Below are 22,173 nucleotides of genomic sequence, written 5' to 3'. Positions count from 1 at the left end.
GTCACGCGTCCAAGGCATCGAGCGCATGCTGGAGATCGTCGGGATACCCGCTCTCGAACAGCACTCGATCGCCGCTCCCGGGATGCCTGAAGCCGAGCCGCTTCGCGTGGAGCCACTGGCGTGAGAGCTGCAACCGCTCCGAAAGCGTGGGATCGGCCCCGTACATGCTGTCTCCGACGCACGGATGCCGCTGCGCGGACATGTGTACACGGATCTGGTGCGTGCGGCCTGTCTCGAGCCGAATCTTGAGCAGACTGGCGTACGGGAACGCTTCGATCGTCTCGTAGTGGGTGACCGACGGCTTGCCATCTCGGGTCACCGCGAACTTCCATTCGTGATGAGGATGGCGCCCGATCGGGCCCTCGATGGTGCCCGCGAACGGATCGGGATGACCCTGCACCACGGCGTGGTAGATCTTCTCGACTTCGCGCTCCTTGAACGCGCGTTTCAGGTCGCTGTAGGCACGCTCGCTCTTCGCGACGACCATCAGGCCGCTGGTTCCCGCATCGAGGCGGTGCACGATTCCTTGGCGTTCCGCGGGCCCTGACGTGGAGATGCGATATCCGGCACCCGCGAGCGCACCGAGCACTGTCGGGCCCTGCCACCCGAGCGACGGATGCGCGGCGACGCCCGCCGGCTTATCGATCACCACGATGTCATCGTCGTCGTGCACGATCCCGAGATCGGGAAGCACCACGGGAATGACTTCGGGGCCGCGCTTCTCCTGCCAGGTGACTTCGAGCCAGCCACCCGCGGTCAATCGGTCGGACTTGCCGAGCTCGCGCCCGTCGAGATACACCCCGCCGCTACTCGCCACCTCCGCGGCGAAGCTGCGGGAGAAGCCCAGCAGTTTCGCGAGCGCCGCATCGACGCGATCTCCCGCGAGTCCGTCAGGGACCGGAAGACTACGCTGCTCCATCAGAGTCCTCCACGGCATCCGCGCGCGCTGCGGACGCACGCGGCCGCCCGTCGATGTTCACTCCGAACAGTGTGATCACGACGAACAGCACCATTCCCGAGACGATTCCGATATCGGCGATGTTATAGATCGCTTCGTTGAAGCCGAGCCACATCCACGGGGTCGAGATGAAATCGATGACGTGCCCCTGCGGAAAGCCGGGTTCACGGGTCAGCCGATCGGTGAGGTTGCCCAGTACGCCGCCGAGCAGCAGACCAAGAAACAACGCCCACGGCACGGAGCGCAGGCGACGGATCTGCCAGACGATGACGACCACCACGACGGCGGCGAGAATTGTGAAGATCCAGGTCGCGCCGGTCGCGAACGAGAAAGCAGCCCCGGGGTTTCGCACGAAATGCCAGCGGAGGAACTCCCCCCACACCGAAACCGTCTGCCCCTCGACGAGGTGTGCAACGACCCAGTTCTTGACGAGCTGGTCGGCCGCGAACACTGCTGCCGCTACTCCGACCAGGAGCAGCGGCACCAGCACTCGACGTCTGGATCCCGACGCAGTGTCCACGTGCGGCTCAGAAGCGCCGTTCACGCTCCCGGTTACTGCAGGCCGTCGGGCGCGCCGGCGGGCTCTGGAGACCCGTCGAGGCCGCGCAGCTGCGACTGGATGTACGAGCGCAGCGTGGAGCGGTACTCGCTCTCGAACTGACGCAGATCCTTGATCTTGAACTGGAGGTCGCTGCGCTCTTCACCGAGCTGGCGGAGCTCCTCGGAGCGCTGCTTCTGCGCCTCGTCGACAAGCTGCTTCGCGGTGCGCTCGGCATCCTGAATCATCTGGTCGCGCTTCGCTTCGGCATCGGAGATGAGCTTGTCGCGGGTCGATTCACCCTCGTGCACGTGCTTGTCGTGGAGCTCGAGTGCGAGCTGCAGCATTGCGCTCGACTTCACAGCGTCGGGCTGCGGTACTGCATTGTTGTCGGCGACGGCCTGGCTCTGTGCCGGTGCGGCCTGCTGCGGAGCCGGGGCGGGAGCCTCGACGACGATGGTCTGCTCCGACGCTGCGCCTTCGGAATCCGACTCGTCTGACGCGCGAGCGGCGGATTCAGGAGCGGCGGACTCGGCAGCTGCGAGCTTGGCGGTGAGCTCTTCGATCTGCGAGCGCAGCTCCGCCTTCTCCTGCTCGTGCTGACGGAGCTCCTCGACGATTGTGTCCAGGAAATCATCGACTTGATCGAGATCGTATCCGTCGCGGAACTTGGTGATCGTGAACTTCTGATTCACGACATCTTCGGGAGTCAAGGCCATCGTTACGTCTCTTTCGCTTCGGGACCACTGCCGTGGTCTAGAACAACGCTAGCAAATAAAGTCGGGTTCGCGCAGAAGCGCCGGTCACAGCTACCAGGCGGAGAGGATCCCGATCAGGATCAGACACGAGATCATCGTGAGCAACCACCCGAGATCGAGGGCGACACGACCCAATCGGATCGGCGGGAACACCTTGCGGAACATGCGTATCGGCGGATCCGTGACCGTGTAGACCAGTTCCACGAGCACTGCCCAGAATCCTCGCGGCCGGAACTGCCGATTCAGGACCATCACCCAGTCGAGGATGAAACGGGCCCAGAGCACGAAAATGAAGATTCTCAGTGCGAGCCGGAGGATGAAGGCGATCGCTGCGACGATCTCCACGCTCAGGCCGACGGAGCTACGAAGAACGATCCGCTGTCATTCTTCTGCGACTGGTCGCTGCCGGTCTCGATGTGCTCGGGCGACAGGAGGAACACCTTGCTCGTGACGCGCTCGATGCGACCGTTGAGGCCCATCGTCAAACCGCTCGCGAAGTCGATCAGTCGCTTCGCGTCGCCATCCGTCATGCGCGAGACGTTGACGATGACCGGAATGCCATCGCGGAAGCTCTCCGCGATGACCTGAGCATCTGCATACGCCGTGGGGTGCACGGTGAGAATCTCGTTCATCGGCTGGCTCGACGGCTGACGCGTCGGCGTCACGCGACGCAGCGGCGTAACGGCAGCTCGTTGCGCGGACGGGCGAGCAGCTTCCGGCTTCGGCGCGGGTGCGGTCTGCGCAGCACGCGGGGCTGCCGGCTGCGCCGACTCGGCGTTCTGGGCGTCGAGGTCTTCCTCGGCGAGGCCCAGGAACACCATGGTCTTCTTCAGCGGGTTGCTCATGTTTTCTCCCAACGGTGCGGTGGTTCGAGACTACCGGGGCTCCGGGCGTTTCCCGGTGATTGCGCTCCCGATTCTGAGGTGTGTCGCGCCAGCCGCAATCGCTTCGCGGTAGTCGTGCGTCATGCCTGCCGATACGGCGTTGGCGTCCGGCGCGATGGCCCGGACGCGTTCTGCGTACCCTGCGAGACGTTCGAACGCTGCAGCGGCCGGCTCTTCCAACGGCGCCACCGCCATCACGCCGCGGAGCCGGAGAGCCGAAGCAGTCAGCGTGTGCTCCGCGAGCCGCTCGAGGTCGGCCGGCGCGACGCCCCCGCGCGCTGGATCGTCGGTCAGATTCACCTGGAGAAACACGTCGATCGCACGCTCGGAATCAGCAAGCGCATCGACCAACCGCTCCCGGTCGATCGAGTGGATCGCGTGGGCGTAGCGGGCGGCCTGACGGGCCTTCTTCGTCTGGAGCTGACCGACGAAGTGCCAGCGCAGGTCGAGTCGGGCGAGTTCTTCCGCCTTCGCCTGGGCTTCCTGATGGCGATTCTCACCGACATCGCGCACGCCGAGACCGGCGAGGGCAGCCACGAGCTCGGGCGGATGAAATTTGGTGACCACGATCAGTTCGACCTCATCGGGGTGACGCCCCGCATCTCGGCAAGCGTCGGCGATGCCCGAGCGCACCCGTTCCAGCCGATCCCCGAGCTCGGGGAATGCTCGCTCGCTGGCTTCGGTCATACGGCTTACCTCAGGAACTCGGGAATGTCGAGATCGTCATCGTCGTCCCCGTCAAAGGCCGGGTCGGAGATCTGAGCCTCGACGGGCGGGTTCGACAGCACCTCGCCGAACTGACCGGTGGGAGGATTCTTCGATCCGGCGTCGGCCGACGAGAAGCTCGCGTAGCCCGATCCCGCAGCGGCCCCGGAAACTCCACCGGCAGCCGCGGGTGCGGCGACCTCATCGAGGCTCTCGACATGGCTTCCGCGACGACCCCGCTCGGAGCTTGCGACCGGAGCCGGCGTCTCGTCGTCGAATCCTGCCGCGATCACCGTGACCCGGACCTCGTCGCCCAGCGTGTCGTCGATGACCGTTCCGAAGATGATGTTCGCCTCGGGATGCACCACATCCTGCACCAGCGTCGAGGCCTCGTAGATCTCGCTGAGCGCAAGGTTCGAGGATCCCTGAATCGACAGCAGCACGCCGTGGGCGCCTTCGACGGAGGCTTCGAGGAGCGGTGAGGCGACGGCGAGCTCCGCGGCCTTGATGGCGCGATCCGCTCCGCGAGCGGACCCGATGCCCATGAGCGCCGCTCCTGCGCCCTGCATCACCGATTTCACGTCGGCGAAGTCGAGATTGATGAGGCCCGGGGTAGTGATCAGGTCGGTGATACCCGAGACGCCCGCGAGCAGCACCTGATCGGCGGCCGCGAAGGCCTCGATCATGCTGATACCCGGCTCACTGATGTCGAGCAGTCGATCGTTGGGAACGACGATGAGCGTGTCGACGGCCTCGCGCAGGGTGTGGACTCCGGAATCAGCCTGTGCTGCGCGGCGCTTTCCCTCGAAGCTGAACGGGCGGGTGACGACGCCGATCGTCAGGGCTCCGATGGACTTGGCGATGCGAGCGACGACCGGTGCAGCGCCGGTACCGGTGCCACCGCCCTCCCCCGCGGTGACGAAGACCATATCGGCTCCGGCCAGCGCCTCTTCGATCTCTTCAGCGTGGTCTTCGGCAGCGCGGCGTCCCACCTCGGGATCGGCTCCGGCGCCGAGCCCGCGAGTGAGTTCTCGACCCACATCGAGCTTCACATCGGCGTCGCTGAGGAGCAGCGCCTGTGCATCGGTGTTGACGGCGATGAACTCGACGCCCCGCAGTCCGAGCTCGATCATCCGGTTGACCGCGTTCACGCCGCCGCCGCCGACGCCGACGACCTTGATCACCGCAAGGTAGTTCTGGTTCGCTGACACGTGGTTCCTCCGCCCCTAACCTTCAACCTCTACTTCAGGTTAAGTGTTAGTATCGCCGTATACATTTCCTGCGCCCCACCGTATGGTCCCCGGCCGCCCGGCGATGCCTGACACGCCGCGAGACGAGTGAAAGATCGCGATGCGCCTACTGGAAGACCGGGGCCTCTGTCGCCGAAACGTCGATCCGGGTGATCGGCTGATCTGCGAGGGAGGCGAGCATCGACTGAAGCACGACCGCTTTGCGACGACTGTCATCGGCGTCGCCCCACAGCACGGTGACACCGTTCGAGAGGGCGAAGGAGACGTCTTGCGCGCTCGAAGCCGTGGCTCCGGTGATCTGCGCGCGCAGCTCGGCGGGCATGTCTCGCAGGGCTCGCGAGGCTGACCGGAAGGCGGCAGAACCGAGATCGGTGAGCGCACCCTCGCCCACCGGCACACCGGCGGGAGCGGCGTCCGCAGCGCCGAGCAGCACGCCGGCGGCATCGTAGAGCTCCACGCCATCGGCACCTGCGACGGAGATCACCGGAACGCGCTCCTCGATCCGCACCACGAGTGTGTGCGGCGGCACCCGCTCCACGGCGTAGCGCTGAATCACGGGAAACGGCTCGAGGGCGCGGTGCACCTCGGCGTCATCGATCAGCGCGAGAGGCCGGCCCTCGAATCGTTCGAGCGCGCGTTGCACATCGGCCGTGTTCACGCTCTCGATGCCGGTCACTTCGACGTCCTTGACCGCCATCAGCGGAGTGAACACCCCCGCCCCGACGAACAGCACCAGCGCACCGACCGCGGCGAGCACGATGATCCACTGCCGCCTCCGGCCCCGGGCTTCGGCAGAGAATCGGCGCCGCTCGCGGCGCTCCTGCCGCTTGCGCTGACGCGACGCATTCGCGAGTCGGCGCTCGGCGGCCCGCACCGGGTCGGGTTCTCGGTCGCGGAAGCGCTCGAGACCCGCGCGCGCTCGCCGATCGAGCGAACCGAGCTCAACGGTCGGGTGCTCGTCGGAGCGGACCGAGTGCTCGGCGGTGCCGGTGGCATCCACTCCGCTCCGAGATGCGCGGACATCGCTGAGATCGATCGTCGGCGCGAGGCCCGTTTCGGAGGCCTGATTGGGCGCTTCCGCGCGCTCAGGCGCCGACCCCGGCTGGGATGCCGGCTTCCGAGTGGGCACCCGGCTCAGGCGCGGAACCCGGGAAGACGCACCGTCCCGACCTGAGTCCGACGCAGGCGCGATCGGCGGTTCCGCTTCCGGGCGCGGCTGATCCGGCGCTCGATCGAAGCCGCCCGGCCGTTTCACCGCGCCTCGAGCTCGAACCGGTCGCGCAGCGCCTCGACGACCTGAGGGATGATCCGGTACACGGTGCCGCAGCTCATCGTCACCATCACGTCGCCCGGCCTCGCAATGCGCGCGAGGTACGCCGCCGCATCCTCCCATTCCGGCAAGTAGGCGACGCGATCCGCATCGGCGAAGTCGTCGGAGACGAGCGCGCCGGTCACTTCGGGCACCGGATCCTCTCGCGCGCCGTCGACGGCGAGCACCACCGTGTGATCGGCGCCGCGCTCGAGCACCTCGGCGAACTCGCGGTGGAACATGCTTGTGCGGCTGTAGAGATGCGGCTGGTGGATCGCGATCAGCCGTCCGTCTCCGACCACGGCTCGCGCGGAGTCGAGCAGGGCCGCGACTTCCGTCGGGTGGTGCGCGTAGTCGTCGTACACGCGCACGCCGTTCACGTCGGCGTGGAACTCGAACCGGCGCTTCGTGCCACCGAATGCTGCGATCGCCTCGAGCGCCTCGGCGGGCGCGTAACCGATTCCGGTGAGTACGGCGAGCGCACCCACCGCGTTGACCGCATTGTGCTTGCCGTACACGGCGAGTTGCGCCTCGTAGCGACGTCCGTCGATCTCGACGGCGAAGCGCACGGGGCCGGAATCGTCGATCTCGACGATTCTGACGTCGGCGCCCGCAGTTTCACCGAATGTGCGTACCGGCGCGTGCCCGCCTTCCTGCTGCAGCGCAGTCAGCACCTCGAGTGCGCCGGGGTCGTCGGCGGAGATGACGATCTGCTCGCGAGCACCGCGCATGAAATCCACGAAGGCCTGCATGAAGGCCTCCCGCGAACCGTAGAAGTCGAGGTGTTCGGGATCCACGTTCGTGACGAGCGCGATCACGGTGTCGTAGAGCAAGAACGATTTGTCTGATTCGTCCGCCTCGATCACGAAGAGCTCGTCGGCGCCGGCGCCCGAGCTGACGCCGAGCGACTCGATGACGCCGCCGTTCACGAACGAAGGATCCGCGCCCAGCCCCAGCAGCCCGGTCACCACCATTCCGGTCGACGTCGTCTTTCCGTGCGCACCCGCGACGGAGACGACGCGTTTGCCCCGCGCCAGCCACGCGAGCGCCTGCGAGCGGTGCAGCACGGGCAGCCCCGCAGCGAGCGCTCGCTGGTACTCGGGGTTATCCGTCCAGAGCGCTCCCGTTACCACGAGCGTGTCGGCCTTCCCGACGTTCTCAGCGTCGTGACCGATGGAGACCGGGATGCCGAGCTCGACCAGTGCTTCGGTCGAGTAGTTGGCACTGCGGTCCGACCCGGTAACCGTCACACCTGCCTGGTGCATCATGCGGGCGATGCCGCTCATGCCCGAGCCGCCGATACCGACGAAATGGACCTGCCCGAGTTCCTCGGGGATCTCCAGTTCGAGATCGGGATAGATCATGGCGCCTCCTCAGCACGAATCGACAGTCAAGCGTACCGCGATCAGGCCCGCCTGATTGCTGGGACCCGCGGGGCGGTCGAAGCCGCTCAGCTTTCGGGTGCGCCGACCGCCTCGCGCACGAGCTCGAACAACCGCTCGGTGCCGTCCAGTCTCCCCGCCGAGCGCGCGCGTTCAGACATCGCGTTGAGCTGGGCGTCGGTGAGGAGCGGAATGAGCACGCTGCGCACCCACGCGGGAGTGAGCTCGTCGTCGGCTACGAGCACCGCTCCGCCGGCCTCGACGACGCCGGCGGCATTGAAGCGCTGCTCGCCGTTGCCCACGGCGTAGGGAACGAGCACGGAGGGGATCCCGAGCCCGGCGAGTTCGCTCACCGTTGTCGACCCGGCACGCGACACGGCGAGGTCACAGGCGGCGAACGCCAGATCCATGCGATCGCAATACGGAATCACGACATACCCGGGCACATCGGGATCCTCGAGCTCGGTCAGCCCGCCCCAGACATGCAGCACCTGCACGCCGGCGTCGACAAGCTCCCTGGCCGATCCCGAGATGCCGCGATTCAGAGCTCTCGCCCCGAGCGACCCACCCGTCACCAGCAACGTGCGCCGCGACGGATCGAGCCCGAAGTGCGCACGCGCCTCGCCGCGAATTGCAGCGCGGTCGAGCCCCGTGATCTCGGGACGCAGCGGCATTCCGGTGACCCGCGCCCCGGCGATGGGGGTGCCCGCGAACGTCACCGCGACGTAGGGCGTACTCCGCGCACCCCAGCGATTGGCCATACCCGGCTTCGCATTCGCCTCGTGGATCACGACAGGGATCCCCTCGCGCGCACCAGCGCGATAGGCGGGTGCTGCAGCGTACCCGCCGAAGCCCACGACCACGTCGATCTCCCGGTCGCGTATCACGGCGCGCACCTGAGCGATCGCGCGCGCGAGTCTCGCCGGGAACCGCAGCGCCGCAAGATTGGGGCGGCGGGGGAACGGAAGTCGCTCGATATGCACCAGCTCGTACCCTCGTTCGGGCACGAGACGCGCCTCCAGGCCTTCACGTGTTCCGAGCACGATGATTCCGGCATCGGGTTCTTCCCGCCGAATCAGGTCTGCGAGCGCCAGCAGCGGGTTCACGTGACCGGCTGTGCCACCACCGGCGAGCAGGTAGTTGGTCATTCGAGTCCAATCTCTTCCTGGTGACGGGCCGCATCACGAGCGATCGAAATGACGACCCCGATCGCGATGAGACATGCGATGAGCGCGGTGCCGCCGGAACTGATGAGCGGCAGGGGTACCCCGAGCACCGGCAGCACGCCCACGACGACAGCGATGTTCACGAACGCCTGGCCGACGATCCAGACCAGCACACCGCCCACGACGGCGCGGCCGAACCGGTCTCGCGCTCGCACGACCAGCCGGAGCATGACGACCGTGAGTGCGATGAACAGCACGACGACGAGCAGTGCGCCGATCAGGCCCAGCTCTTCGCCGATGATCGCGAAGATGTAGTCGTTGTCTGCCGCGGGGAGCCACGACCATTTCGCCTTCGAATTGCCCAGCCCGACCCCGAAGAACCCGCCGCCCGCGAGCGCCCAGAGACCGTGGGTCGCCTGCCAATCGATACCGCTGTAATCATCGGTTCCTCCGGCGTGACTGAGCAGCCTGGCCATGCGGTTCGGACTCGACAGCACGAAGAAGACCACCGCAAGCGCCCCGCCGAGCGCCGTCACACCGAGCGTCTTCCAGCTCATGCCTCCGAAGTACATCGCTCCGAAGACCAGCGCGGCCATGATCATGACGGTGCCCAAGTCCTTGCCGAGCATCACGACGCCGAGCGCGATGATCGCTCCTGGGATGACGACCGGGATCAACTCGTGTCGCATCTGCCCGAACAGTGGCTCCTTGCGCTGCATCACGGCCCCGACCCACACCACGAGCGCGAGCTTCAACGCCTCAGAAGGCTGGGCCGTGACGCCGCCGAGTTGAATCCAGTTGCGGTTGCCCGCCACTTCGAAACCGAGCGGAGTGAAGACGAGCAGCTGCAGCCCGATGCCCAGCCCGAAGAGCGCCCAGGCGTACCGCTTCCAGAAGCTCACCGGCATTGCGGCCGCGACGAGCATCAGGGGAATGCCGATGACGGCGAAGATGACCTGGCGCCAGAATCCGCCGAAGAACCCTTGATCTGCGAGATACGAGGTGATCGAGGAGGACGAGAGCACCATGATGAGGCCGAACCCGACCAGGAGCAGCGTGATGGTGTAGAGCGCGATCACCGTGCGATCCGAACCGATGCGGAGCATCCCGCCCAGGCGGATGAGGGCCTGGGCGGGAGCGCGGCCCGGTTCGCGCTCGCTCGTGCGCGCCGACATCACTCCAGCTCTCGGACCGCGGTCTGGAAGCGCCGCCCGCGGTCGGCGTATCCCTCGAACTGATCCATCGAAGCGGCCGCCGGCGAGAGCAGCACGGTGTCACCCGGATGGCCGATGGTGAGGGCGTGCGCGACGACGGCCCGCATGATCCCATCTGCATCGAGATCGGCATCGGCGATCTCGATGACGGGGCGCTCCCCCAGATGTCGACGCAGAGCATCGAGGACGGGTGCGCGGTCGACTCCGATGATGACGGCGCCGCGCAGGCGAATCGCGTGGGTGCGCACGAGCTCGTCGATGTCGACGCCTTTGAGCAGCCCTCCGAGCACCCAGACCACGTTCTGCATCGCGCGCAGCGACGCATCGGCTGCGTGCGCGTTCGTGGCCTTCGAATCGTCGATCCAGCGCAGCCCGCGTACTTCTCCGAGCTGCTGTGCGCGATGCGGATCGGGCGCGAACGTGAGCACCGCTCGGGCGATCTCGCTCGGCTCCACGCCTCGGGAACGCGCGAGCGCGCTCGCGGCGAGCACGTTCTGCACCATATGCGGAGCGGCGATTCCCCGTTCGGCGAGCTCATCGACGGTCACGAGCTCGAAGGCCTCGCTCCGGCGCTCGGCGTGGTATCCGCGATCGACGAGGATCCCCTCGACGACGCCGAACCCGCTGCTCGGAGGGGTGTCGAGCCCGAAGCTGATCGCGCGAGCCCCTTCGACGACCTCGGCTTCCTCCACCATGCGCTCGGTCGCCCCGTCGGCGCGGTTGTAGACGCAGGCGACCTGCGTGTGCTGGTACACCTTCGCCTTCGCCGCCCAGTACGCCTCGTGGCTGCCGTGCCAGTCGAGATGGTCGTCGGCGAAGTTCAAGCAGGCGCTCGCGTACGGTGAAATCTCACCGAGCCGCTCGAGTTGGAAGCTCGAGAGTTCCACAACGATGACGTCGTATCCCTGCGGGTCGCGCAGGGCGTCCAGGATCGGCGTTCCAATGTTCCCTGCTGGGGTGACGCGCAGTCCACCCGCGGCGAGCATGTGGGCGGTGAGTTGCGTCGTCGTCGTCTTGCCGTTCGTGCCGGTGATGCAGATCCAGTCGGCGATCCTGCTCGTTTTGTCGCGCAGTCTCCACCCGAGCTCGATGTCGCCCCAGAGCGTGACGTCGCGCGCACGCGCCCACTCCGTGAGGGGATGGTCGGGCCGGTAGCCGGGAGACACGACGATCAGTTCGGGATCGAACGCTTCGAGGTCGGCGAGCTGGGCGGCTTCGTCGCCCGAGACGTGACTCTCGGCTCCGATGACCTCGAGCAGGCGTTCGCGCTCGGGATCAGGTGCTCCGAAGATCACCCGAACTCGAGCCCCGAGTTCGACGAGCGTGTCGGCGACCGAGAACCCCGTCACTCCGAGCCCGAGCACCGCGACCCGGAGTCCGGCCCAATCGTGGTGCCAGCTCGTCAACGCCTCCACGCGGTCAGCAACCAGCTTCGCGTAGATCGCGGCTTCTCCTGCGCTGTTCACGCCTGCTCCCCTCACGGCTGCTGCAGCAGCCATTCCCCGTAGAACGCGCCCACGCCGGCGATGACGAAGAGGGCGGCGATGATCCAGAACCGCACGACGACCGTGACCTCGGCCCATCCCTTGAGCTCGAAATGGTGATGGATCGGACTCATCAGGAAGATGCGTTTGCCGTGCGTCACCTTGAAATACAGCCGCTGCAGAATCACCGAACCGGTCTCGATGATGAACAGGCCTCCGATCAGGATGAGCAGCACCTCGGTACGGCTCACGATCGCGAGCGCGGCGATCGCGCCACCGATGCCCATCGACCCCGTATCGCCCATGAACACGTGCGCCGGATTCGTATTCCACCAGAGGAAGCCCCCGACCCCGCCCAGGAACGCCGCGGCGATCACCGCGAGGTCCATCGGATCGCGCACCTCGTAGCACCCGGGTTCGGAGGCGGTGCTCGCGCAGCTCTGCGCCGCCTGCCAGAACCCGATCACGAGGTAGGCGCCGAAGGCGAAGATGGCAGCGCCCGCGGCGAGGCCGTCGAGCCCGTCGGTGACGTTCACGGCGTTGGTGGTCGCGGTCACGATCACCATGACCCAGATGATCACGAGACCGATGCCGATGATGGGCCCGAACGTCATGAAATCGAACGGCAGGTCGCGGAAGACCGAGATGTGCGTCGAGACCGGGGTGATGCCCGCGTCGTTGGCGAACTGGATGCCGAGGACCGCGAACGAGACGGCAATGATGACCTGCCCGGCGATCTTCGCCCAGCCGCCGAGCCCGGCGGAGGCCTGCTGCCGCGTTTTCATGAAGTCGTCGATGAAGCCGACGAGGCCCGCACCGACCGCCATCAGAATCACGAGCAGCGCCGACGGAGACGGCTGCTCCCCCATCACGAGTTTGCCGACGAAGTAGGCGATCACCGATCCCGAGAGGAAGATGAGCCCGCCCATCGTCGGGGTGCCCCGCTTCATCTCGTGCTCTTTCGGCCCATCGACGCGGATCGGCTGGCCCCACCGCAGGCGATTGAATCCGCGCACGAACAGCGGCGTCAGCAGGAGCGAGTACAGCAGCGAGAACCCGCCGGCGATCAGCAGCGCGATCATGCGTACGCCTCCCCGAGACGATCGCCGAGCCGTTGCAGGCCTGCGGCGTTCGAGGACTTCACGAGCACCGTGTCGTCGTCGCGCAGAGTTTCCGTGAGGTAGGCGAACGCCTCGTCCTGGGTGGCGAAGAACGTGCTCTCTCCGTCCCACGCTCCCTCATTGATGGCGCTGATGTGCAGCTGCCGGGCCTCGGCTCCCACCACGACGAGTTCCGAGATGCGCAGGCGCACGGCCTGCAGCCCCACGCGACGGTGCTCTTCGATCGAGTACTCGCCGAGCTCGCTCATGGCTCCCAGCACTGCGACCGAGCGGCCATCGGGCTTGCGGATCTGCGCGAGGGTGCGCAGCGCGGCGCTCATCGAGTCGGGGCTTGCGTTGTACGCATCGTTGATGATCGTGACGCCGTCGCGGCCGCCGAGCACTTCCATGCGTCCGGGCGCGGCGAGCGTCGCCGATTCGAGGGACGCGGCGATGTCTGCGAGCGGAATTCCGAGAGCCCGCCCCACGGCCGCGGCCGCGAGTGCGTTGATGACGTGGTGCTCGCCGAGAACCCGGAAGTGCACGGGCAGGGATTCTCCGTCCGCGTGCAGCACGAAGCGAGTGCCGCTGGCCGACGCATCGACGTCGGTGGCGCGCACGTCGGCGTCGCTGCTGAGCCCGAACCACTGCACCTGGGCGCGCGTGAGCTCGGCCATCTGCGCGACTCTCGGGTCGTCGCGATTCAGCACGGCAATGGCCGTCTCGGGAAGATCGCGGACCATCTCGCTCTTCGTGCGGAACGTGGTCTCGATACCGCCGAATTCGCCGGCGTGGGCGAGTCCGACCGTCAGCACAACGCCGATGTGCGGTGGCGCCATCGCGGTGAGTCGAGCGATCTCGCCCTCAGCACTCGCGCCCATCTCGGCGACCAGTGTGCGCGTGTCCGCTGCCACGCGCAGCATGGTGACCGGCCCGCCGACCTCGTTGTTGAACGACTTGGCCGACGCGACGGTCGGGCCGGTGCGCTCCGCCATGGCAGCGACCAGGTTCTTCGTGGTGGTCTTCCCGTTCGAGCCCGTGATGCCGACGATCGTGAGCTCACCAGCTGCGCGCACTCGGCGCACCACCTCAGTGGCGAGCGCGCCGAGCGCGTCGGTGCTGTCTGCGACGACGATCTGAGCGACTCGCCCATCCACCTCGTGCTCCACGACGAGCGCCACGGCGCCCGCATCGACCGCGCGGGCCGCGAAGCGGTGCCCATCGGTTTCCTCTCCGCGCCTGGCGAAAAAGATCTGACCGGGTCCGACCTCGCGCGAGTCGGTCTGCGACTCGCCTTCGATCAGCGTCTCCGGCCCGGATCCGTCGTCTCCGGGGATCAGGCGGCCGTCCACGGCGGTCGCGATCTCGGCCAGTGTCAGTGCAATCACGGGAGCAATCCTGCCTCGCGGAGCGCACCGCGAACTTCGTCACGCGCCGAGTACGGGAGGAACTGCCCGGCGACTTCTTGATGATCCTCGTGTCCGGGACCGGCATACAGAATAACGTCACCGGGTTCAGCCAGTGAAATGGCGCGGCGCACCGCCGCTCGCGGGTCGCCTGCTTCGATGACCTCGGCGTGCTTCGCGGAGCGTGCTCCGGCGATGAGCTGGGACCGAATCGCCTCCGGAGGCTCTGAGCGGGGGTGGTAGTCGCACACGATGACCGTGTCGGCGCCCGCTCCCGCGATCCTTCCCATCTCTTCGCGCTTCGTGGTGTCGCGGTCGCCGTCGGCGCCGAACAGGAAGATGATCTTGCCCGGGGCCACCTCGCCCAGGGCATCGAGCATCGCCTCGAAGGCGCCGGGCGTGTGGCCGTAGTCGACGTAGAAGCGCGGACCGTCGCCTCCGCTCTCGGAGATCTCCTCGAGACGCCCCGGAATGTACACCGGAATGCGACCCTTCTCGAGCCCGGCCGCGACCTGCGCGATCGGAACGCCCGACTCGTGCAGCATGATCAGAGCGAGCGCTGCGTTCTCTGCCATGAAGCGGCCGAACACCGGCACGCTTCCGCGGAAGTGGGCGCCTTCGGGGCCCTGCAGCACGAATGACACGCCGTCGAGCGTTTGCCGAGTGATGGCGAGGTGCCAGTCGGCGTCCCGGCCGTACTCGGTGGCGAGTCGCGTCACCGGAATACTCGACTCGCGCGCGATGCGTTGCCCCCAAGCGGAATCGACCACCACGACTCCCCGCTCGGCGTGCTCGGGCGTGAACAGGGCGAGCTTCGCGGCGAAGTACGTCTCGAGATCGCCGAATTCGTCGAGGTGATCCTGCGAGAAGTTGTTGAAAGCGACGACGTCGAAGCGCAGACCGTCGAGACGGTGGCGCACGACGGCCTGCGCCGAGACCTCGATGGCCACACCCTCGACGCCGACCTCGACCATGCGCGCGAGCAGGCCGTGCAGCTCGGAGGCCTCGGGGCTGGTGAGGTTGCTGACGATCACCTCATCGCCGATCCTGCGCTCCGCCGTCGAGCTGAGTCCGGCCGTGATACCCGCCGCCCGCAGCAGCTCGGCGATGAGATACACCACGCTCGTCTTGCCGTTCGTGCCGGTCACGCCGTACGTCCGCGGCCCGAAACCTTCGGTGCCGTAGACCACGGATGCGATGTCGCCGAGAATCTCCCGCGGGTGCGTCTCGGAGACGAGCACCGGCAGCGTCGCGCCCGCCTCCGCCGCGAGGTCGGCTCCCACCGCATCCGTCAGCATCGCGCACGCGCCCAGCGACACGGCCTGGGCCGCGAACTCGGCGCCGTGTCGCCGCGCACCCGGCATGCCGACATAGAGGTCCCCGGGGCGAACGTCGCGAGAGTCCAACGAGACCCCGGTGAGCAACAGGCCCGCAGGCAGGTCCGCGGCCCGCACGTCGAACCGTTCGACAATCACTTCGATCGGAACGGGAACGGGCTGCTGCGGGCGAATGCTCAAGGCATCTCCGGTACTCACGGGTGCGGGCCTCCTGGGCGTGATCAATACTCGGTGGGGAGCGGTGTGAACTCCCCCGTGGACGGCGGGATGTGGAACGTGCGGATCGTCGCTTCAGCTGCCTGCCGGAACGCGGTGAGCGCTGCGACGCCGCCGTCTCCCGCCGTCGGGAACGCAATCGATGCTACCGCGACGTACTGCGGATCGTCTGCCGGGAAGATTCCCGCGAAGGAGTGCACGTAGTCGGTGCGATAGAGTCCCGTGGCCGGATCGACCTGCTCGGCCGTACCCGTCTTGCCCGCGACGCGGTACCCGGGAATCGAGATGAGGTCCGAGAACCACCCTTCGGTCGTCACTGTCTCGAGCATGCCCATCACATCGGCCGCCGTGCTCTCCGAGACCGCAGTGACCGGGTCCCCGTGCTCGGGCGTGGTCGTCGACCCGTCCGCAGCCACGCAGTCCTTCACCACGCTGGGCGGCACCCGTACGCCCTGGTTCGCGATCGTCTGATAGACCCCGGCTGTCTGCACGACCGTTGAGGAGAGGCCCTGCCCGAACATCGTGTTGTACGAGGTCTGGCGATCCCAATCCTCAGGCGCGTAGAGCAGACCCGAGTCTTCGACCGGCATGCCCGCCTCGGTCGCCGTGCCGATGCCGAATCGCTTCAGGTAGTCGTAGCGCGTCTCGGGGCTGAGCTGCGCGCCGAGCATCGAGGTGCCGACGTTCGACGACTGCGTCAAGATGCCCGTGAGCGTCCATGGCATCTCGGGGTGGTTGAAGGCGTCGCCGAAGCGCACCCCGGGCTCCGGTTCCAGGTAGTCGGGAGTGAGGTTCTGCGAGGCCGGGGTCGCGACGCCCTGATCGATGAGTGCTGCGGCGGTGATCGTCTTGAAGGTCGATCCGGGCTCGTACGGCGAGGTGAAGGATCGCGCTTCGCGCTTCGTGGGGTCGGAGGCGTCGACATCGTTCGGATCGACCGAGCCGTCCTCTGCGATGGCGACGAGCTCGCCGGTCTTCACGTCCATCACCGTTAAGAGACCGTAGGCGGCTCCCACGGATTGCACCTGCTGGTTGATGGCCTGCTGAGCCTCCCACTGGAGATCGCGGTCAATCGTGAGCTGCACCGTGCCGCCGTCTTGCACCTTGCGAGTGACGACCACGCTGCCCGGCAGCGCGACCCCGTCTTCGCTGCGCTCATAGGTCTCGGTGCCGTCGACGCCGGTGAGGCAGGCGTCCTGCGAGAGCTCGACCCCGGCTTGCGGCACATCGTCCGCTCCCGAGAAGCCGACGATGTTTCCCCCGACCGCCCCGTTGGGGTACGTGCGCGTGTGCTGGCTCTCGAAGGTGAGCCACGGAATCTCGAGGGCCTTGAGCGCGTTGAGCTGCGTGAGGTCGATCGAGCGCTGCACATACGCGAAGTCCGACTTCGAGTTCTCGGCGAGGGCGTCGTCGACGATCTTCTGAATCTCTTCGCCGCTCTGGCCCGTCACCTCGCCGATCTCCTCGAACGCCTGGGCCGCGGTGACCTCGACGGTGCCGACGCCGCGCTCGGCGTCGAGCCGATAGAACACTCCGTCGTTCAGTCGCGTGTTCTTCGGTGAGAGTTGCACGTCGTAGCGCTCATCTGTCGTCGCGAGAACTTCGCCGTCGCGGTCGACGATGTCACCGCGCACGCTCGGAATCGCGACGGGAACCGCGCGCTTGTCTTTCGCGTCCTCGTTGAGGGCTGCCGCGGAGACGACTTGCACATCGACGAGGCGCACGAGAAAGACGAGCGATGCGACGACGATGATGCCGAGCGCAATGACCCGACGGAGCGATGATCCGCGCAGTCTCAGCATCCGATTCCTCCCGGAGTTCCGCTGCCGCCTAGTGCGTATCGGGTGCAGGCAGCTTGCCCGTCCACCGTACCGGCGGATCGATGTTTTCGGCCTGAGCACCCGCGGCCTGTCCGGAGGTCCGCGGTACGAGCAGACCGGCGGCGTCGACCACCGGCATGCTCGCGAGGGTGGCGTTCGGGATGAGATTGCCCGACGCCTCCGTCGTCTCCGACTGGAGCGCGCCGAGCACCGCACCGTCGCTGAGGCGGAGCGTGGCGGGTCGCGTGTTCTGCACCATCCCGAGCGCCGCAGCGTTCTCCGCGAGATTCTGCGGCGAAGCGAGCTTGTCGACGTTCTGAGCGAGCACTCGTTCCACGCGACCGAGATCGCGCTGCTCCACCTCGAGTGCGCGTGATTCGTACGCACCCTGGGAGATGGCGATGCTCAGACCGAGCTGAGTCGCGAAGATCGCGAGTACGACGGCGACGGCGATGAGCGCCCCTGCCAGCGGGCTGCGCTTCGCACGCGGTGCTCGACGTCCGGTGGGCTCGAGCACGGGCCGCAGGTGACGCTCGGGCTGATCCGCGCCGGGGGTCCGAGGGGTGCCGGGGGCGCTGCCGGGCGCGCTGCCGGTCGAGCCCAGACGAAGCGCGGCTGCGTCGAAGTCCATCGGAAGCGTCGTGCTCATCGTACGTCCCTCATTCGTTCGGCTGCGCGAAGCCGCACAGGAATCGCTCGCGGATTCCGCTGTCGCTCGGCATCGTCGGCCAGTTCCGCACCGCGGGTGAGCAGGCGGAACTCCGGACGATGCTCGGGGAGCTCGACCGGAAGACCGGCCGGCGCGGTTGAGGCGACGCGGCGCGCGAATTCGCGCTTCACGAACCGGTCCTCGAGCGACTGGTACGACATCACCACGGCGCGCCCGCCGACCTTCAGTAGATCGAGCGCGGCGGGAATCGCGCGTTCGAGCACTGAAAGCTCGGCGTTGACCTCGATCCGCAGAGCCTGGAACACCCGCTTGGCCGGGTGACGCTGGTCTCGCACCGCTGCCGGGGTGGCCGCCTGCAGCACATCGACGAGCTGACCACTGCGCAGGATCGGGGCTTCCGCACGAGCGGCGATGATCGCCCGCGCGTACCGACCCGCGAGTGGCTCCTCGCCGTAGCGCTCGAAGATCGCACGGAGCCGACCTTCGGGAGCGGTGGCGAGCACGTCTGCCGCCGTCTCCCCGACGCTCTGATCCATGCGCATGTCGAGCGGCGCGTCTTGGGCGTACGCGAAGCCGCGGTCTGCTTCGTCGAGCTGCAGTGATGAGACGCCGAGATCGAAGAGCACTCCGTCGATACGCGAGAATCCGCTGTCGAAGACTGCTCGTTCGATGTCGTCGTACACCGCATGCACGCGAATGGCACGATCACCGAATCGGGCGAGTCGCGCGCCGGCGAGCTCCAGCGCTTCCGTGTCGCGGTCGAGACCGATCACAGTGAGACTCGGAAATCGTTCGAGCAGGGCTTCAGTGTGGCCGCCCATCCCGAGGGTCGCGTCGACGATCACCGGGGTGTCGTCGTGTCCCGTGGCCTGCACCACCGGTGCGAGCAGTTCGATGCAACGCTCGAGCAGCACGGGAGTGTGCAGAGCGCTCGGATCGCGTGTGTCTTCGTGTGTCATAGGGACTCCGGGCTAGAACATGCCCGGGATCACCTCCTCCTCGATCTCGGAGAACGCTGCTTCCTGCGCCGCCAGGTAGGTCTGCCAAGCCTCCGCGTCCCATATCTCCGCGCGCGAACCGGCGCCGATCACGGCGAGCTCTCGCTCCAGGCCCGCGTACTCGCGGAGGTTCTGCGGGATGGTGACGCGACTCTGCTTGTCGGGCGTCTCGGGGTGCGCCCCGGAGAGGAACACGCGGAGGTAGTCGCGCGCCTGCTTCGAGGCGAGCGGTGCGCTCCGCAGTCGCTGATGCATCTCGGCGAACTCGGTTTCGCTGAACACGTAGAGGCAGTGCTCCTGCCCGCGGGTGATCACGAGGCCGTCGGCGAGTTCGTTCCGAAACTTCGAGGGAAGAATCAGGCGGCCCTTTTCGTCCAGCCGCGGCGTGAAGGTTCCCAGGAACAATGGGGCCTCCTTTCGCCGACTCGTCCTCGAGCGCCAGTTTACTCCACTTTCCTCCACAATGCCCTCATCGCGCACCATTTTGTTCCTGGCGAGACATAAGTTCGCGGAGATCTCGGGAGTACGCACCTGAGAGAGGCGACGCAGGCGTCCCAGACAGCGCCCGGTGCGCCACACGGAGGCCGCCGATTCATGGCGCAATGACGCCAATGTTGGAGATCGATGCCTGCTCTGGGGAGCAAAGTGGAGTGTTTTCCCGGCATGCGTGCGCAACGCACGGGCTTAGGGCACAAAAAACGCCAGGTCAGTGACCTGGCGTCGTGAGAGCTTTCGCGCAAAACTCAGTGATCGCGGGTGGGATCGTGTCGCGTGCGCGCCGCGGCCACGCCGCCGCACGATCGGGACGGCACATGACTTGATTCCCATGGTCGAGCAGCGCCCGTACAAGGGCACGCGCCCGCGGGCAGCGAGGCGTGATGCCTCTCAGCGTGAGCGGCCTTGCGTCGAGGCTGCCAAAACGGGCGGCGCAGCGTCGCAGCCTGCAGCGCGAGCTACCGCTCGCCCTCCATACGCTGGTCCCACCGTCGCTCCATGCGCTCACTGAGAGACTCGCGCGACGATCGCGGCGACTTCGGGCCCGATCCTGCCGAGGTGATGTCTTCGACCGTCAACGGATCCGACGACCGACGAGAAAGCATGAGGATGACTCCCCCGAGCATGACGGCGAAGCCGATGAGCCCCACCCACAGCAGGTGAACGGCAACCCCGGCGACCAGAACGCCGATTCCGGCGACGACGACGATGATGCCCAGCACGAGAGAGCGGTAATTCAATCGTCGGGGTTGTGACGAGCCAGCCTGCAAGACGTCGGCTTCGCTCTGATAGAAGCCGCGCTCCATCTCGTCAAGCAACCGCTGTTCGTGCTCTGACAGCGCCATGACGACCCTCCCGCGATCGGTGAAAACTTGGTACCGATCAGTCTACGGCTCACACCCGTGAGTAGGCTAGGCGCGTGGAAGAAACGACGCGACTCGCAGGCCTCATTCAGGAGCGCATCGGCGACATCCTCGGGCAGCACCGCGCCGAGCTGGCAGGGCTCGGCGACGATGCCTCGCATCTCCTCGACGAAGCGACGCGCTTCCTCACGGGCGGGAAGCGCTTCCGTGCGCAGTTCGCCGTGCTCGGCTACCGATCAGTGCGCGAGCTCGACTTCTCCGACGCCGTCGAGGGCCCGGCCGCGTCGGTGCTGGATGCGGCGTGCGCACTCGAGTTCTTCCACGCGGCCGCGCTGGTTCACGATGACATCATCGATCGGTCCGACACGCGCCGGGGCCGCCCCTCCACCCACCGCGTGTTCGCCAACATGCACGCGGATCAGCACTGGTCGGGCGACTCGGCTCACTTCGGCATCGCCGGCGCGATTTTGCTCGGAGATCTGCTCCAGTCGTGGGCCGATGAACTCATGCAGAGCGCTTGCGCCGCTGCGGCAGTCCCGGGCGCGGCGCAGGCCGCGCGGTCGCACTTCAATCGAATGCGGAGCGAAGTCGCGCTCGGCCAGTACCTCGATGTGCTCGAGGAGCAGCAGTCGGCCTTCGCGGAGCACGACGAGCAACTCGAACGGTCGACACGCGTGTTGGTGTACAAGTCCGCGAAGTACAGCGTCGAGGCGCCGCTGCTGATCGGAGCCGCGCTTGCCGGCGCCGACGACGAGCAGGAGCAGGCGCTCCGCGAGTACGGTCTGCCGATCGGCGTCGCCTTTCAACTGCGCGACGACCTTCTCGGCGTGTTCGGCGACGCCTCCATCACGGGCAAGCCCACGGGCGATGACCTCATCGAGGGCAAGCGCACTGTGCTCGTCACGCTGGCCCGGGAGAACCTGCCCGGAACGCAGCGTCGCATCTTCGACGACCTGCTGGGCAATGATCTCGACCCCGAGCAGATCGCGATCCTGCAGCGCACGATTCGGGAGAGCGGAGCGGTCGAACGCGTCGAGCAGATGATCGCACGCAATGTGGAACGAGCGATCTCCTCACTCGGAGAGGCGCCGACCCGGCGCGATGCGAGCGAGGCGCTCACTCAATTGGCGGATCGCGCGTCTCGTCGCGACTTCTGAGTCCGTCATGCGCCTCAGCGCATCCAGCGGCTCAGAACGCGAGCGACTGCGTCGCTCGGCGCACCGCGCTCTTCCGACCGGACTGCAGGCAATCGATCGGTCGCTCCCCCAGCTCGTCGTTGACGGAGAGCATCCAGAGCACTGCCTCCTCCTCCGAGAACCCCGCGTCGTTGAGCGCGAGCAGCGTTCCCCGAAGCGACGGCAACGGCTCGTCACCCTGCAGAAACTCTGCGGGAACCTGCAGCACGCCATCGATCCGCACCGATGCGAGGAAGTGATCTTCGATGAGTCGGTGCAGTCGCCCGGGGGTCACCCCGAGACGATCCACGAGTTCGGGGACGCCCAGCATCGGGGCTGTTGTCAGCGGGCTACGGTCTGAAGCGGTGTTCTCTGCCACGACACCACTCTGCCAGCGGCTCCGAACGAACGCAATCCGCACGCGCCCGGCGCGCATCATGAAACG

At 67.0% G+C, this 22,173-nt stretch carries 22 protein-coding genes; 1 reads left to right on the top strand and 21 read right to left on the bottom strand.

The window, feature by feature from the left end:
* Position 1 precedes the first annotated feature (1 nt).
* From AB0O71_RS06030 to AB0O71_RS05935, 20 genes are all read right to left on the bottom strand, one after another.
* Positions 2–919 (bottom strand): RluA family pseudouridine synthase, encoded by a 918-nt coding sequence (locus AB0O71_RS06030; protein WP_363743225.1) that lies wholly within the window; start codon positions 917–919, stop codon positions 2–4.
* Positions 906–1,502 carry a signal peptidase II gene (lspA, locus tag AB0O71_RS06025; protein WP_363743223.1) on the bottom strand — a complete coding sequence of 199 codons (597 nt, stop codon included), beginning with the start codon at positions 1,500–1,502 and terminating at the stop codon, positions 906–908. Before lspA ends, AB0O71_RS06030 begins: the two co-directional genes overlap by 14 nt.
* A gap of 8 nt (positions 1,503–1,510) precedes the next feature.
* The gene (locus tag AB0O71_RS06020; protein WP_363743221.1) at positions 1,511–2,215 is read right to left on the bottom strand and encodes a DivIVA domain-containing protein; all 705 of its coding nucleotides are present in this window, start codon (positions 2,213–2,215) and stop codon (positions 1,511–1,513) included.
* A gap of 90 nt (positions 2,216–2,305) precedes the next feature.
* On the bottom strand, positions 2,306–2,599 hold the full coding sequence (locus AB0O71_RS06015; protein ID WP_363743218.1) for a YggT family protein: 294 nt from the start codon (positions 2,597–2,599) through the stop codon (positions 2,306–2,308).
* Between the two features lie 2 nt (positions 2,600–2,601).
* Positions 2,602–3,099 carry a cell division protein SepF gene (sepF, locus tag AB0O71_RS06010; protein ID WP_363743215.1) on the bottom strand — a complete coding sequence of 166 codons (498 nt, stop codon included), beginning with the start codon at positions 3,097–3,099 and terminating at the stop codon, positions 2,602–2,604.
* Positions 3,100–3,129: 30 nt separating this feature from the next.
* A complete protein-coding gene (locus AB0O71_RS06005) occupies positions 3,130–3,825 on the bottom strand; it encodes a YggS family pyridoxal phosphate-dependent enzyme (protein WP_363743213.1) in 696 nt (231 codons plus the stop codon).
* Between the two features lie 5 nt (positions 3,826–3,830).
* Positions 3,831–5,054, bottom strand: coding sequence for a cell division protein FtsZ (ftsZ, locus tag AB0O71_RS06000; RefSeq protein WP_363743211.1), 1,224 nt, complete (start codon positions 5,052–5,054; stop codon positions 3,831–3,833).
* Positions 5,055–5,199: 145 nt separating this feature from the next.
* On the bottom strand, positions 5,200–6,222 hold the full coding sequence (locus AB0O71_RS05995; RefSeq protein ID WP_363743209.1) for an FtsQ-type POTRA domain-containing protein: 1,023 nt from the start codon (positions 6,220–6,222) through the stop codon (positions 5,200–5,202).
* Positions 6,223–6,344: 122 nt separating this feature from the next.
* On the bottom strand, positions 6,345–7,766 hold the full coding sequence (gene murC, locus AB0O71_RS05990) for a UDP-N-acetylmuramate--L-alanine ligase (protein ID WP_363743206.1): 1,422 nt from the start codon (positions 7,764–7,766) through the stop codon (positions 6,345–6,347).
* An 86-nt stretch (positions 7,767–7,852) separates the two neighbouring features.
* A complete protein-coding gene (locus AB0O71_RS05985) occupies positions 7,853–8,932 on the bottom strand; it encodes a UDP-N-acetylglucosamine--N-acetylmuramyl-(pentapeptide) pyrophosphoryl-undecaprenol N-acetylglucosamine transferase (protein ID WP_363743202.1) in 1,080 nt (359 codons plus the stop codon).
* Entirely contained in the window at positions 8,929–10,125 is a 1,197-nt protein-coding gene (gene ftsW / locus AB0O71_RS05980) for a putative lipid II flippase FtsW (protein WP_363743199.1), read from the bottom strand. Before ftsW ends, AB0O71_RS05985 begins: the two co-directional genes overlap by 4 nt.
* Complete coding sequence (gene murD, locus AB0O71_RS05975; RefSeq protein ID WP_363743196.1) at positions 10,125–11,663, bottom strand: UDP-N-acetylmuramoyl-L-alanine--D-glutamate ligase; 1,539 nt, start codon at positions 11,661–11,663, stop codon at positions 10,125–10,127. The genes ftsW and murD overlap by 1 nt, the downstream gene beginning before the upstream one ends.
* Positions 11,642–12,730 (bottom strand): phospho-N-acetylmuramoyl-pentapeptide-transferase, encoded by a 1,089-nt coding sequence (mraY, locus tag AB0O71_RS05970; RefSeq protein ID WP_363743193.1) that lies wholly within the window; start codon positions 12,728–12,730, stop codon positions 11,642–11,644. Before mraY ends, murD begins: the two co-directional genes overlap by 22 nt.
* Positions 12,727–14,136: a UDP-N-acetylmuramoyl-tripeptide--D-alanyl-D-alanine ligase gene (gene murF / locus AB0O71_RS05965; RefSeq protein ID WP_363743190.1), complete on the bottom strand. Its 1,410-nt coding sequence runs from the start codon at positions 14,134–14,136 to the stop codon at positions 12,727–12,729. The genes mraY and murF overlap by 4 nt, the downstream gene beginning before the upstream one ends.
* Positions 14,133–15,689, bottom strand: coding sequence for a UDP-N-acetylmuramoyl-L-alanyl-D-glutamate--2,6-diaminopimelate ligase (locus AB0O71_RS05960; RefSeq protein ID WP_363743187.1), 1,557 nt, complete (start codon positions 15,687–15,689; stop codon positions 14,133–14,135). The genes murF and AB0O71_RS05960 overlap by 4 nt, the downstream gene beginning before the upstream one ends.
* Positions 15,690–15,712: 23 nt before the next feature.
* A complete protein-coding gene (locus tag AB0O71_RS05955; protein WP_363743184.1) occupies positions 15,713–17,509 on the bottom strand; it encodes a penicillin-binding protein 2 in 1,797 nt (598 codons plus the stop codon).
* Between the two features lie 28 nt (positions 17,510–17,537).
* Entirely contained in the window at positions 17,538–18,176 is a 639-nt protein-coding gene (locus AB0O71_RS05950) for a hypothetical protein (RefSeq protein ID WP_363743181.1), read from the bottom strand.
* Positions 18,173–19,156: a 16S rRNA (cytosine(1402)-N(4))-methyltransferase RsmH gene (rsmH, locus tag AB0O71_RS05945; protein ID WP_363743178.1), complete on the bottom strand. Its 984-nt coding sequence runs from the start codon at positions 19,154–19,156 to the stop codon at positions 18,173–18,175. The genes AB0O71_RS05950 and rsmH overlap by 4 nt, the downstream gene beginning before the upstream one ends.
* Before the next feature lie 12 nt (positions 19,157–19,168).
* Positions 19,169–19,600, bottom strand: coding sequence for a division/cell wall cluster transcriptional repressor MraZ (gene mraZ, locus AB0O71_RS05940; protein WP_363743175.1), 432 nt, complete (start codon positions 19,598–19,600; stop codon positions 19,169–19,171).
* Between the two features lie 548 nt (positions 19,601–20,148).
* A complete protein-coding gene (locus AB0O71_RS05935) occupies positions 20,149–20,535 on the bottom strand; it encodes a DUF3040 domain-containing protein (RefSeq protein WP_363743172.1) in 387 nt (128 codons plus the stop codon).
* Between the two features lie 74 nt (positions 20,536–20,609).
* On the opposite strand from AB0O71_RS05935, the gene AB0O71_RS05930 reads away from it, so the two are divergent.
* A complete protein-coding gene (locus tag AB0O71_RS05930; protein ID WP_363743169.1) occupies positions 20,610–21,710 on the top strand; it encodes a polyprenyl synthetase family protein in 1,101 nt (366 codons plus the stop codon).
* A 31-nt stretch (positions 21,711–21,741) separates the two neighbouring features.
* Here AB0O71_RS05930 and AB0O71_RS05925 read toward each other — a convergent pair whose 3' ends face one another.
* Positions 21,742–22,107 (bottom strand): Rv2175c family DNA-binding protein, encoded by a 366-nt coding sequence (locus AB0O71_RS05925; protein ID WP_363743167.1) that lies wholly within the window; start codon positions 22,105–22,107, stop codon positions 21,742–21,744.
* Positions 22,108–22,173: the final 66 nt, after the last annotated feature.

Origin of the sequence: Leucobacter sp. NPDC077196 (genome assembly GCF_040687075.1) — a bacterium.
Classification (GTDB): Bacteria; Actinomycetota; Actinomycetes; order Actinomycetales; family Microbacteriaceae; genus Leucobacter.
The sequence above is the reverse complement of the archived record's forward strand: the minus strand, read 5'-3'. Positions and strand labels throughout refer to the sequence as shown.

Excerpts from the sequence above, each read along its gene's own strand:
- AB0O71_RS06030 (WP_363743225.1), bottom strand. The coding sequence starts at position 919 with ATGGAGCAGCGTAGTCTTCCGGTCCCTGACGGACTCGCGGGAGATCGC.
- AB0O71_RS06020 (WP_363743221.1), bottom strand. The coding sequence starts at position 2,215 with ATGGCCTTGACTCCCGAAGATGTCGTGAATCAGAAGTTCACGATCACC.
- sepF (WP_363743215.1), bottom strand. The coding sequence starts at position 3,099 with ATGAGCAACCCGCTGAAGAAGACCATGGTGTTCCTGGGCCTCGCCGAG.
- AB0O71_RS06005 (WP_363743213.1), bottom strand. The coding sequence starts at position 3,825 with ATGACCGAAGCCAGCGAGCGAGCATTCCCCGAGCTCGGGGATCGGCTG.
- murC (WP_363743206.1), bottom strand. The coding sequence starts at position 7,766 with ATGATCTATCCCGATCTCGAACTGGAGATCCCCGAGGAACTCGGGCAG.
- AB0O71_RS05985 (WP_363743202.1), bottom strand. The coding sequence starts at position 8,932 with ATGACCAACTACCTGCTCGCCGGTGGTGGCACAGCCGGTCACGTGAAC.
- ftsW (WP_363743199.1), bottom strand. The coding sequence starts at position 10,125 with ATGTCGGCGCGCACGAGCGAGCGCGAACCGGGCCGCGCTCCCGCCCAG.
- murD (WP_363743196.1), bottom strand. The coding sequence starts at position 11,663 with ATGGCTGCTGCAGCAGCCGTGAGGGGAGCAGGCGTGAACAGCGCAGGA.
- mraY (WP_363743193.1), bottom strand. The coding sequence starts at position 12,730 with ATGATCGCGCTGCTGATCGCCGGCGGGTTCTCGCTGCTGTACTCGCTC.
- AB0O71_RS05955 (WP_363743184.1), bottom strand. The coding sequence starts at position 17,509 with ATGCTGAGACTGCGCGGATCATCGCTCCGTCGGGTCATTGCGCTCGGC.
- AB0O71_RS05950 (WP_363743181.1), bottom strand. The coding sequence starts at position 18,176 with ATGAGCACGACGCTTCCGATGGACTTCGACGCAGCCGCGCTTCGTCTG.
- rsmH (WP_363743178.1), bottom strand. The coding sequence starts at position 19,156 with ATGACACACGAAGACACACGCGATCCGAGCGCTCTGCACACTCCCGTG.
- AB0O71_RS05935 (WP_363743172.1), bottom strand. The coding sequence starts at position 20,535 with ATGGCGCTGTCAGAGCACGAACAGCGGTTGCTTGACGAGATGGAGCGC.